The sequence below is a fragment of the Endozoicomonas atrinae genome (assembly GCF_001647025.1).
Lineage (GTDB): Bacteria > Pseudomonadota > Gammaproteobacteria > Pseudomonadales > Endozoicomonadaceae > Endozoicomonas > Endozoicomonas atrinae.
The window spans coordinates 1-12,086 of record NZ_LUKQ02000042.1; the positions used below are offsets into that span (position 1 = coordinate 1).

General features: G+C 47.8%; 12 protein-coding genes and 1 pseudogene. 9 read left to right on the forward strand and 4 right to left on the reverse strand.

Translation table 11 applies throughout. The annotated features are described in order from the left end of the window. The 3 genes and pseudogenes from AK963_RS35200 to AK963_RS08240 form a co-directional block, all read left to right on the forward strand. Positions 1–190: pseudogene (locus AK963_RS35200) on the forward strand (IS630 family transposase); the annotation flags it as partial. A 77-nt stretch (positions 191–267) separates the two neighbouring features. Continuing rightward, positions 268–1,266 carry a hypothetical protein gene (locus AK963_RS08235; RefSeq protein WP_066014985.1) on the forward strand — a complete coding sequence of 333 codons (999 nt, stop codon included), beginning with the start codon at positions 268–270 and terminating at the stop codon, positions 1,264–1,266. A gap of 151 nt (positions 1,267–1,417) precedes the next feature. Then, positions 1,418–2,176, forward strand: a complete 759-nt coding sequence (locus tag AK963_RS08240; RefSeq protein WP_066014997.1) for a TlyA family RNA methyltransferase — start codon at positions 1,418–1,420, stop codon at positions 2,174–2,176. Here the strand turns inward: AK963_RS08240 and AK963_RS08245 are convergent, their stop codons facing one another. The 3 genes from AK963_RS08245 to glpX form a co-directional block, all read right to left on the reverse strand. Next, positions 2,177–2,557, reverse strand: a complete 381-nt coding sequence (locus tag AK963_RS08245) for a hypothetical protein (protein ID WP_139117312.1) — start codon at positions 2,555–2,557, stop codon at positions 2,177–2,179. 123 nt (positions 2,558–2,680) lie between these two features. Beyond that, the gene (locus AK963_RS08250; RefSeq protein WP_066014987.1) at positions 2,681–2,944 is read right to left on the reverse strand and encodes a YihD family protein; all 264 of its coding nucleotides are present in this window, start codon (positions 2,942–2,944) and stop codon (positions 2,681–2,683) included. Between the two features lie 92 nt (positions 2,945–3,036). Beyond that, positions 3,037–4,047, reverse strand: a complete 1,011-nt coding sequence (gene glpX / locus AK963_RS08255; protein WP_066014988.1) for a class II fructose-bisphosphatase — start codon at positions 4,045–4,047, stop codon at positions 3,037–3,039. Between the two features lie 506 nt (positions 4,048–4,553). On the opposite strand from glpX, the gene rpsL reads away from it, so the two are divergent. The 4 genes from rpsL to tuf all read left to right on the forward strand — a co-directional run bounded on the left by rpsL (position 4,554) and on the right by tuf (position 9,055). Next, positions 4,554–4,928, forward strand: a complete 375-nt coding sequence (gene rpsL, locus AK963_RS08260; protein WP_020581766.1) for a 30S ribosomal protein S12 — start codon at positions 4,554–4,556, stop codon at positions 4,926–4,928. Positions 4,929–5,113: 185 nt separating this feature from the next. Then, positions 5,114–5,584 carry a 30S ribosomal protein S7 gene (rpsG, locus tag AK963_RS08265; protein ID WP_066014998.1) on the forward strand — a complete coding sequence of 157 codons (471 nt, stop codon included), beginning with the start codon at positions 5,114–5,116 and terminating at the stop codon, positions 5,582–5,584. Between the two features lie 18 nt (positions 5,585–5,602). After that, complete coding sequence (gene fusA / locus AK963_RS08270; protein WP_066014989.1) at positions 5,603–7,705, forward strand: elongation factor G; 2,103 nt, start codon at positions 5,603–5,605, stop codon at positions 7,703–7,705. 156 nt (positions 7,706–7,861) lie between these two features. Further along, positions 7,862–9,055 carry an elongation factor Tu gene (tuf, locus tag AK963_RS08275; RefSeq protein ID WP_066014990.1) on the forward strand — a complete coding sequence of 398 codons (1,194 nt, stop codon included), beginning with the start codon at positions 7,862–7,864 and terminating at the stop codon, positions 9,053–9,055. A gap of 418 nt (positions 9,056–9,473) precedes the next feature. On the opposite strand, the gene AK963_RS08280 is transcribed toward tuf, so the two are convergent. Further along, entirely contained in the window at positions 9,474–10,136 is a 663-nt protein-coding gene (locus AK963_RS08280; protein WP_066014991.1) for a class I SAM-dependent methyltransferase, read from the reverse strand. Positions 10,137–10,423: 287 nt separating this feature from the next. On the opposite strand from AK963_RS08280, the gene AK963_RS08285 reads away from it, so the two are divergent. Both AK963_RS08285 and AK963_RS08290 read left to right on the forward strand, forming a co-directional pair. Then, complete coding sequence (locus AK963_RS08285; protein ID WP_066014992.1) at positions 10,424–11,131, forward strand: SapC family protein; 708 nt, start codon at positions 10,424–10,426, stop codon at positions 11,129–11,131. 46 nt (positions 11,132–11,177) lie between these two features. Further along, positions 11,178–11,999, forward strand: coding sequence for a serine protease (locus AK963_RS08290; RefSeq protein WP_139117313.1), 822 nt, complete (start codon positions 11,178–11,180; stop codon positions 11,997–11,999). Positions 12,000–12,086: the final 87 nt, after the last annotated feature.

A 12,086-nucleotide genomic window follows, 5' to 3' on the forward strand; every position in this document is an offset into this window, starting at 1 on the left:
ACCATTCGCACCGGAGTTAAACAGCTCAGAAAGGCTATGGGAGTGGATGCGGGAGCATGACTTATCAAACAAAGCATTTTCAGGTTATGAAAATATTGTAGATTGTTGCTGTGAAGCTTGGAATAACCTTTGCAGCGAAGCTGGTCGACTGTTCAGTCTGTGCTCCCGTGATTGGGCAGTTATACAGTAGTTAGAAAATTCAATTGGTATTATTCCAATGACTGTTGGAGTTCCAAAACTATTCTTGGGCTCTCTGAGGAGTGGGGTATGGAAGCGTCATCAACATTAAAGACATCGGGTTTACAGGATCAATCACAGCATGCTACCACAGGGGCGGTAGCTCGTTTGCAGAGTGCGAAAGCTTGGATGCGGGATGTATATGTTTCTACAACTGAAAACTTTTTGCCTGCTGTTAAAGAGACTTACAGGGAGAATAAAACCTGGTGTGATCGAATTGGAATAGTGGCAGCCTGTATTGGTGTATACAGCGGTGTACTTAGCCTACCTGTGCTTGGTTTCGGCGGGCTAATGTATGCGGCTGGTAGTGCTTCTGATTCTGATCGTGGCTCAATGAATAAAGAAATCAGTCCTGGCACTGCTGTTAAAAGCCCTTCGCCAGTCGAGCAAAGGGATTTTGGAAACAATACTAATTTGGAGGCCTGCTTGACCGCACTAATGGAAGTGTTCGGTGATGTTCAAATGATCCGTGAGAAATTCAGTGATGATGTTGTGGATCCTATGGCAATGGAAAGAGCATTGGCTGTAGGTAAAAGAATTTATTCAGATATTTGTAATACGAAGGGATCAACACTGCAAGGTCAGTCAGATGAAAAAGTCGTGGATGAATTTATAAAAGAATTCACAAAGGTGGTATTTACTGGAAGACGACACACCGATCTTGTTCTTTTGCATGAGCTGTATAGGCTGATTTTAGCTGGAGAAAATATTGATGATATTCCAAAAGCTATTTTGGGGGAGAGTTTTCAAAAAACATGCGCTGGAGTAAGTCGGAAGCATAGACCTGATTATGAACAATTGGCAGTCTCTTTTCTCCGTTCATGTCAAGGTGGTGTTCAGGGTGTCGGGGGGCTGCATGTGTCTGACAATTTTAAATATGAATTACTTCACGCTTTGACTGCTTCATTGTTTATAGCTGATGGAAAAAGTGAGCATGAGGTGATGCATAAAGTAGATAAATTCTACAGTGAGGTATATCGCGCGTGGAAAAATGGTCGTAGAGGGAGTCTGGAGAATTCTAAAAGTTGATTGTTCCAGTGTGCGAGGCTTTGTCATTACGCGGATACGTTTCAATGTTGTATCCTCCTTTGAAGTAGGTGTGTGGCTAGAGTCGTGCCTAAACTGGCTTGAGAGTTGTGTATAATACCGGGTCAGTAGTGATTTTTATTTGATGTTTTTTATGCGTAGACTCGATCTTATTCTTGTGGATCAGGGTAAAGTTTCTTCTCGAAGTCGAGCCCAGCGATTAATCAGTGAAGGCAGGGTAAAAGTCCGGCAGTCCGGTGACTGGGAAACTCCGGGCAAGGCTGGCCAGAAATACCCTGACTGGATTGAGATTGATATCCAGCAGGATGATGCGGATCAGTTTGTCTCCCGAGGTGGAATGAAACTGGCCGGAGCCCTGGAGGTTTCAGGTATAGCCTTGGCAGGAGCAACAGTGATTGATGTTGGGCAGTCTACCGGTGGGTTTACTGATTGCGCATTAAATGTCGGGGCATCCAGAGTAGTGGGGATAGAGGTTGGTCATGGCCAGCTGGTTGAGTCACTGCGAAATGATCCAAGGGTCGTTTGTCTTGAAGGGATGAATGCCCGTGCATTGCCTTCAACACTGCTGGACTATACCGAACAGCGGCAGGGGTTTGATCTTGCTGTTATGGATGTGTCGTTTATTTCCCAGACCAAAATTTTACCGTCGCTGGTGCCTCTGCTAAAGAAGGGGGGGCAGCTGCTAAGTTTGGTTAAACCTCAGTTTGAGGTCGGGCCTGGTGGTTTGGGGAAAGGCGGTATTGTCAGGGATTCGAGTTTGTATTCAGAGGTTGAGCAATCAATTAAGACCTGTTGTATAGGTCTTGGTTTAAATATACGTGGTTACTTTGACAGCCCGATTACCGGTGGTGATGGAAATCGTGAGTTTTTTATCTGGGCTCAGCGCAATTGACTATGGGCCTAGCTTCCACAGTTTGATGGGAAGCGTGTAGTGTTTAATGATGGTCTGCAGCCGTCGCCAGTGAGCTTGATCTTCTGCGGATTTGAGGACCAGGACTATCCCTGCTTTCTTGCCGGTCAGCATGCTGTAGTTCAATGACTGACCGATTGCCTCCGGCCACTTGCGAGCAAACTCAATTTCAATCGCGTATTGATCGGTGAGGCAGTCAATACGTCGGCCATCTTTAAGCCGGTGCTCTACTTTACCATCCATCCCCTCGCACCAGACTTGCTGATACCACGACTCTGAGGGTTGTGCCCAGGTTGTATCGGCTAATACTGAAATGATCAGTGCGATGGATGAATTGGCAATTATTGTGAGGGTTATTGCCATACAGGTTTCCGATGATTGCCCAGATTGTTTGCATCGGCAGGTTTGGGTCTTAAGAGATGTTTTTTGAATGCCAGAGGGGGCGTGAGAACAAACAGGGTCTCACGCGCAATGCTGGGGGTGCGACTACTTAAAGCCGCGAGCCTTTAGAAGAGCTTCTTTAAAGTCAACCTCAACATCCTTGGCAATACCCGGAATCATGGCATCGGGTGCTTCGCCTTTCATTTTCAGGTGATAGATCAGCAGGTCATCCGTTACTTCGTTAAGGGGCCCTTTGTGGCCAGCTTCTGTGGCCAGGGCTTCAATAATCTGAACCAGGTTCAGGTGACCCTGTTTTTGCCACTCGGGGGAGAGGAGTTCAATGAGTTCGTTAATTCGGTGACAGCTCATACTTCAATGCTCAACAAAATGATATAAGCAGCCAGAGGGTGAGAGGCTGCTTATGGTTGGTATCGGCTTATTTAGACAGTCAGGCCTGTGGATTAAAGGATGATGTTCTTAATATCATCATCCTTTCGATCCAGGTAATGACTGGACTGGATGCGGCGGATTGTACGGGATTTGCCACGAACCACCAGGGTTTCTGTGGTGGCGATATTGCCCTTGCGCATGATGCCCTGGAGCAGGTCGCCTTTGGTGATACCGGTGGCAGAAAAGACAACATTATCGGAGCTGGCCATATCATTCAGGCGCAGTACTTTGCCTGGTTCAACACCCATTTCCCGGCAGCGTTCAGCTTCCAGTCTGCCTGCTTCAATATTTTCCGGTGTTTCCCCCTTGGCTTTGTCACGGGTTACGAGGCGGCCGTGCATATCTCCGCCCAGTGCGCGGATAACAGCAGCTGAAACCACTCCTTCGGGTGCTCCGCCCACGCAGTACATCAGGTCAACCTCGCTGTCTGGCATGCAGGTGAGTATGGAGGCGGCAACGTCACCGTCAGGAATGGCAAATACGCGAACACCCATATTCTGCATCATGGCAATGGCGGCATCATGGCGTGGTTTGGCAAGGGTGATGACGACGAGGCTTTCGATGGGTTTGTGAAGGGCGCGGGCAACGTTCTGGATATTTTCACGCAAACCCAGGTTCAGATCGATGATGCCCTTGGCTCCGGGTCCACAGACCAGTTTCTCCATATACATGTCTGGAGCTTTCAGGAAGGAGCCTTTTTCGCCGGCAGCCAGAACGGCAATGGCGTTATTCTGACCCATGGCCGTCATGCGGGTGCCTTCAATCGGGTCTACAGCGATATCAATGTTTTCCCCGTTGCCGGTTCCGACTTTTTCACCAATATAGAGCATGGGGGCTTCATCGATTTCACCCTCACCGATCACAATCTCACCCTGCATATCGACTTTATTCAGCATGGTGCGCATTGCTTCGACTGCGGCGCCGTCAGCGGCATTTTTATCGCCTCGGCCAAGCCATTTGTAACCTGCCAGGGCGGCGACTTCGGTGACCCGTGAAAATTCGATTGCCAGTTCGCGTTTCATTGAGTTTTAAACTTTGAAGGTGTGTGAGGTGGCGACTTTAGCATATCTCGCAATGCTCTGGCAGAGATACCGTCTCTGTTGTCTGGGTAAGCGATTGCTGAAAATGGCAATCTGTTAAAGAGTACATATAAATCATTGGGTTATCTGTTTTTTTGGGCCTTCTTGTGTTAACTTTTTTGCGCGAAAATCACCTTTCAGGTCTATTGTTAACCTTCCTTAATATAGTAAGAATCCCCTGTTAAACAGGCTTCTTTGCCAGACTATGGGTTATTCCTCGCTTTATATGGCTGAATCCCCTACTTGACGTTGCTATTGTCGATCCGTAAAATTTCTGCGCTTTATTTTGCCCGTGGTTCGCTTCTTGTGAGTTAGTAGTGGACAGGGTCGCATAAGCCGGTTTGTGCCGGCTTTTGCTGTTTAAAGCAGGAGTTTGGACTGCAATTTCCTCTGACGGTTCAGACTCAACACTTAGAAACGGTTCTCGAATAGAGATTGGAGTTTGCTGAATGGCAACAATTAACCAGCTGGTGCGCAAGCCCCGTAAGCGTAAGGTTAGAAAGACGGACGTGCCTGCGCTGCAGGCTTGTCCACAGCGTCGCGGGGTTTGTACCCGTGTTTATACCACTACCCCTAAGAAGCCTAACTCAGCGCTGCGTAAAGTATGTCGTGTGCGTCTGACTAACGGCTTTGAAGTGACTTCCTACATCGGTGGTGAAGGTCACAACCTGCAGGAACACAGTGTTGTTCTGATCCGTGGCGGTCGTGTAAAAGACTTGCCAGGTGTTCGTTACCACACCGTTCGCGGTAGCCTGGATACTCAGGGTGTTAACGACCGTAAGCAGGGCCGTTCCAAGTACGGTACTAAGAAGCCTAAGTCTTAATCGCCTGATTAGCTTAAGTTTCCGTCTGTTCTGCCCCTTTGGGGGGGGAGTCAGGCAAAACGCTCGAAAGAGTCAGAATTTAATATCAGGTTGATGAGAGTAAGGCCAGGTCACTGCTTTTTCAGAACAGAGAAAGTCACTGGTTGATCCTGGATTACCTGAAGACCGACGTAGAGGGCTTATCAATGCCAAGAAGACGCGTAGTCGCTAAGCGCGACGTGCTGCCAGATCCTAAGTTTGGCAACAAAACACTCACTAAATTCATCAACCACGTGATGGTCAGCGGTAAGAAATCTGTCGCTGAAAAGATCGTTTATGGTGCCCTGGACGTAGTTCTGGAGCGTACCAATAAGGAGCCTCTGGAGCTGTTCGAAAAAGCTCTGGAAACCATCGCTCCTATGGTAGAGGTTAAGTCCCGCCGTGTTGGTGGTGCCACTTATCAGGTGCCCGTTGAAGTTCGTCCTGCCCGTCGTACTGCCCTGGCAATGCGCTGGCTGGTAGACGCTGCGCGTAAGCGTGGTGAAAAATCCATGAAGCTCCGCCTGGCTGGAGAATTGATGGACGCTGCCGAAAGCAAGGGCGCAGCTGTTAAGAAGCGTGAAGACGTGCATCGTATGGCTGAAGCCAACAAGGCATTCTCCCACTACCGTTTCTAAGTATCAGAGGATTGAGTCGTGGCCCGTAAAACCCCGATCAACCGCTATCGCAACATTGGTATCTGTGCCCATGTTGACGCGGGTAAGACAACGACCACAGAACGTGTTCTGTTTTACACCGGTCTGAGCCATAAAATCGGTGAAGTTCATGATGGTGCTGCCACCATGGACTGGATGGAGCAGGAGCAGGAGCGTGGTATTACCATTACTTCTGCTGCAACTACCTGTTTCTGGCGTGGTATGGATGCTCAGTTTGAAGAGCATCGTGTTAACATCATCGATACTCCAGGACACGTAGACTTCACCATCGAAGTAGAACGTTCCCTGCGTGTACTCGACGGTGCTGTAGTAGTACTGTGTGGTTCTTCCGGTGTTCAGCCTCAGACTGAAACCGTATGGCGTCAGGCTGACAAGTACGAAGTTCCTCGTATGGTCTTCGTCAACAAGATGGACCGTACCGGTGCTGATTTCGAAATGGTTATCAGCCAGCTGCGTGACCGTCTGAATGCCAATGCTGTTCCAATGCAGATGACCATTGGCGCTGAAGACGAGTTTAAGGGTGTGGTTGACCTCGTTAAGATGAAATCCATCATCTGGAACGAAGAAGACCAGGGAATGAGCTTCACTTACGAAGACATTCCTGCCGACCTTGAAGAACTGTGCGCAGAAATGCGTGAGTACATGGTAGAAGCTGCTGCTGAAGCCACTGAAGAGCTGATGGAAAAATACCTGGAAGAGGGTGATCTGTCAGAAGAAGAGATCAAGGCCGGTATCCGTGCCCGTACTCTGGCGAATGAAATTATCCCTGTGTTCGGCGGCTCTGCCTTTAAGAACAAGGGTGTGCAGGCTGTTCTGGATGCCGTTATCGAGCTGATGCCTTCTCCAAAAGAAGTTAAGGCTATTGAAGGTATTCTGGACGACGCTGAAGGCACTGTTGCTACTCGTGAAGCGGATGACAGCGCTCCTTTTGCTGCTCTGGCGTTCAAGATTGCGACTGACCCATTCGTTGGTACTCTGACCTTCGTTCGTAACTACTCCGGTGTTCTGAACTCTGGTGACACTGTATACAACCCGGTTAAGCACAAAAAAGAACGTGTTGGCCGAATGGTACAGATGCACGCGAACAACCGTGAAGAGCTGAAAGAGTGTGTCGCTGGTGACATCGTAGCTCTGATCGGTATGAAAGATGTAACCACTGGTGACACGCTGTGTGCCATGGACAGTGTTATCACTCTGGAGCGTATGGAGTTCCCAGAGCCGGTAATCTCTGTTGCGGTTGAGCCTAAGACCAAGGCTGACCAGGAAAAAATGGGTATCGCTCTGGGCAAACTGGCTCAGGAAGATCCATCTTTCCGTGTACACACTGATGAAGAAAGTGGCCAGACCATCATCTCCGGTATGGGTGAGCTGCACCTGGACATCATCGTTGACCGTATGCGTCGCGAGTTCAAGGTAGAAGCTAACATTGGTAAGCCACAGGTTGCCTACCGTGAGAAGCTGAAAGGTTCTGTTGACGCTAACCACAAGTTTGCCAAGCAGTCTGGAGGTCGTGGTCAGTACGGTCACGTTGTTGTTGAATTCTCTCCTGCTGCTGATGGCGAAGAAGGTCTGGAATTCATCAACGAAATCGTGGGTGGTGCTATTCCTAAGGAATACATTCCGGCTATCCAGAAAGGTATCGAAGAACAGATGAAGAACGGCGTTATCGCCGGCTACCCACTGCTGGGTCTGAAAGCTCGTCTGTACGATGGCTCCTTCCACGATGTTGACTCTAACGAAATGGCGTTTAAAATCGCTGCTTCGCAGGCTCTGAAGAAATACGCGCCTCAGGCTAAGCCTGTCCTGATGGAACCTATGATGAAGGTTGAGGTGGTAACACCTGAAGACTACATGGGTGACGTAATGGGCGACCTGAACCGTCGTCGCGGTATTGTTCAGGGTATGGAAGATACACCTTCTGGTAAGGTGATTAATGCTCAGGTGCCGCTGGGTGAAATGTTCGGCTACGCTACCGATCTGCGTTCAGCAACTCAGGGGCGTGCTACATACTCCATGGAATTCCATGAGTATGCCGAAGCGCCCGCCAGCATTGCTGAAGCGGTCATCAAAAACCAGGGTTGATATTGAATAAGGGGTTCTAACGGTTCTGGCTCTCGGAAATAATAGAATTTTTTATGTTTTTTTTTCATGAGAAATTCTTTCCGATGAAAATGGCTGTTAGAATGCCCTGCTTGATATTGCTACCCTCGAACTATTTATAGCTAAAGGTTAAGAGACATGGCTAAGGAAAAATTTGAACGCTCGAAGCCGCACGTAAACGTCGGCACCATCGGTCACGTTGACCACGGTAAAACTACCCTGACTGCAGCACTGACTCGCGTATGTGCTGAAATCTGGGGCGGTACTGCTCGTGCATTCGACCAGATCGACAACGCTCCTGAAGAGCGTGAGCGTGGTATCACCATCTCTACTGCACACGTAGAATACGATTCTCCAAATCGTCACTACGCGCACGTAGACTGCCCAGGACACGCTGACTACGTTAAGAACATGATCACCGGTGCTGCTCAGATGGACGGCGCTATCCTGGTATGTTCTGCTGCTGATGGCCCCATGCCACAGACTCGTGAGCACATCCTGCTGTCCCGTCAGGTAGGTGTACCATACATCGTGGTATTCCTGAACAAAGCCGACATGGTTGACGACGAAGAGCTGCTGGAACTGGTAGAAATGGAAGTTCGTGAACTTCTGGATGCCTACGACTTCCCAGGCGACGATACTCCAATCATTATCGGTTCTGCCCTAATGGCTCTGAACGGTGAAGACACTAACGAAATGGGTACTACCGCTGTTAAGAAGCTGGTAGAAACTCTGGATTCCTACATCCCAGAGCCAGAGCGTGCTATCGATCAGCCGTTCCTGATGCCTATCGAAGACGTATTCTCCATCGCTGGCCGTGGTACTGTAGTAACTGGCCGTGTTGAGCGTGGTATCGTTAACGTTGGTAACGAAGTAGAAATCATTGGTATCAAAGAGACTACCAAGACTACCGTTACTGGTGTTGAAATGTTCCGTAAGCTGCTGGACGAAGGTCGTGCAGGTGAGAACATCGGTGCCCTGCTGCGTGGTACCAAGCGTGAAGACGTTGAGCGTGGTCAGTGTCTGATCAAGCCAGGAACTGTTACTCCTCACACCAAGTTCGAAGCTGAAGTGTACATCCTGTCTAAAGAAGAAGGCGGTCGTCACACTCCATTCTTCAAGGGCTACCGTCCACAGTTCTACTTCCGTACTACTGACGTAACTGGTGCTGTAGAACTGAACGAAGGCGTTGAAATGGTAATGCCTGGTGACAACATCAACTTCGTTGCTACTCTGATCAACCCAGTAGCGATGGAAGAAGGTCTGCGCTTCGCGATCCGTGAAGGTGGCCGTACTGTTGGTGCTGGCGTTGTTGCCAAGATCATGGACTAATAAATTTTCTAACGAAAATTTATAATCCAACCCCATAGAAACCCCGGCTTATGCCGGGGTTTCTCGTTTTAAGTTAGAAAAATACAATAAGAGAAGTTTTTTGATAGGGCTGTTGGGTGTTTCCCCGTGCGGGGGGGCTTTATGCTTATTATTCTTAGGGCCTGTTGATGTTTCGTTGTGAGTTCAGCGGGTCAGGGCGCGCCTATGGCAAGGCGCGGCATTGCAGGAAGGCTGGCTGCCTTTCAAAATGCCACAACGAAGTCATAGGGGCGCCCTGGTCCGCCCGAAGGGTGGCCATGAAAAGCGCCATCTGCTTTGTCAGACTTTCTTGATGTAGAATAACTACACGCTGCACGAGTCTTTCGCACATATGACGCTTTTCTTGGCCACTGGGCACGCAATGAAACGTGAACAGGCCCTAACGTTTTATAGCGATAGTAAGTCCATCGGAAACCGGCAGTATCATCATATCAACACGATGATCGTCGTGAATTTTCTGGTTTAAGGCTTTCAAAGCCGCAGTATCTTCATCATTTTCGTCTTTGTCTGCGACTCTGCCACTCCACAGTACGTTATCGATAAGAATCAAACCGCCAGGGCGAATCAGTTGCAGGCATTGTTCGTAATAAATGTCGTACCCTGTTTTATCCGCATCAATAAAGGCCATATCAAACTGATTCAGTTCACCTTTCTGTATCAGTTTATCCAGAGTTTCCGATGCCGGAGCCAGGTGGAGTTTAATCCGCTGGGATACACCGGCTTTTTCCCAGTAGGGTTTGGCAATGTCGGTATATTCGCTGCTGATATCACAGGCAATTAACTCCCCATCTTCCGGCAGTGCGAGGGCAACAGAGAGAGCGCTGTAGCCTGTGAAAACGCCAATTTCAATGGTTCTTCGTGCATTGGATAATCTAGCCAGCATGCCCATGAGCTGCCCTTGTTCAGCAGAGATTTGCATGATTCGGTAGCGATGGTGGCTGGTAATTTCACGCAACTCTTTTAATACCGGGTGCTCACGTAAACCAACGTTATAAATATATTGATAAAGTGTGTCGTTGAGCTGCAGGGTTTCAGTAGACATTGCTTGGGTGAATCCTTTTATTTCATTAGAAAAAATAAACCGGATATATGGAGCTGATTTTTGACTATAAAGTCAGAAATAGAAGCTTGAAAATGAGCGATTATTATTCATTGTTATCACTCTGTTATCGTAATCGATTAACCTTCACAAGCATATAACATTTTATTCGTTGATACCTTTACTGCGCTGTGTGAGAATTTCAAGCTCAGGTCAGCTTAAAAAACGTCAGAATAACTATTTTTAAAAGGCTCTATAGCCAGACAAAACAAGAGAGGCGGTCCCTGATTATGGCAACATTACTGTTCTACAATGAGCCGGCATTTCTGAACCGCGAAGTGCACAAGACCCTTAAGTTCAAGGCATCTGCCGATTACTCTTTCACGGAAGATGTAAATTCTGTGCCACTGACTGGTATCGAATTCTTTGAAGCCAGTCGTGATATGCCAGTGCTATTCAGTAAGGATGATCAAGGAAACTTTTTCCCCCTTGCTCTTCTTTCGTTGATGGATGCAGGTCATAAGCATCTGGGTGAGGCGGGCAGTTGGAGTGACAGCTATATTCCCGCTTTTATCCGCCGCTATCCGTTCGCTCTGACTGATGAGGGTACCGTCTGCTTTGATCAGAACGCCAGTCAGTTTGAAGGTGAAGAAGGTGAAGCTCTCTTCAGTGATGACGGTGAAAATACGGAAACCCTGAATAACATTATTCAATTTCTTAATAACTATGATCAGCAGTATAAGAATACCCTTAATTATTGTCAGGAATTAAAAGAGCTTGATCTGTTATCCCCGTTTAATCTCCAGATTCTTTTGGAGAAAGATAAACCCTTAAGGCTAGAAGGGTTATTTGTTATTGATGAGAAAAAGCTCACTTCAATTCCAGAAGATAAAGTGAAAAGCTGGTTTGATTCCGGTTGGCTGGCGTGGACTTATGCCCACTTGCATTCATTAGGTGCATTAAACCGCCTTGTTAAGCGACAGAAACCAAAACTGTAATATCAATAGTATCTTTGTGGGTTTCACGTTGAAAGGGACTTCAATATTGAAAAAACTCATGCAAATGGCCGTATTGGCACTGTGTCAGTTAATTTTATTATCTGCTGCAAATGCCAATACAAATCCTGAAGAGACGAGGGCTTATTCAGGAATAAGAATTGTTGGTGGTGATGAGCTTTCTCCATTTTCCCGCCCTTATATGGCGTCATTAAGAGTATTTGGAGAGATTCATTTCTGTGGTGGTGCCTACATTGGCGGGAAGTATGTTCTAACGGCAGCCCATTGTGTCGAAGCGGTTGAGGATTATGCCGATTTTGTTTCTGTCTGGCTGGGAGGGCATAAACTCAGTGAGCCAGATGGTGGCAGGTTCTACCAGGTAGCAAGGTTTTATACACACCCTGGTTATGACAATGAAACCATAGATAATGATATTGCCATTATCGAATTGCAGCAGGACGTTGAGGGTATTGAACCAGTCCCTCTGATTTCTGAAGAACAGTTTGATGGCATTCAGAAAGCTTCTGTATTTGAGGCTATGGGCTGGGGATCTCTGGGATACGATAAGGGACAGCCAGACACTTTGCAGGTAGTTCAGGTGCCCTATGTTGACAGAGAGCTTTGTAACTCCAGAAAACATTATAACGGGGCTATTACCAAAAACATGCTGTGCGCTGGCTTTGATGAAGGAGGAAAAGACTCCTGTCAGGGCGATAGTGGTGGCCCCTTGATTTACAACCATCAAGGCACCTGGTACCAGCTGGGTGTCGTGAGTTGGGGGTATGGCTGTGCTGAACCGGGTTATCCGGGAGTCTATACCAACATATTTGAGCTCTTGGACTGGGTGAAACAGACAGTTCCTGAGTTGTGATACCCATGATGGGTATGGTACAGCACTCGTAGTTCCGAACCACAGGAAGTAAGTGGTTTGGCAAAAGAATAATTATTAGACAAGGAA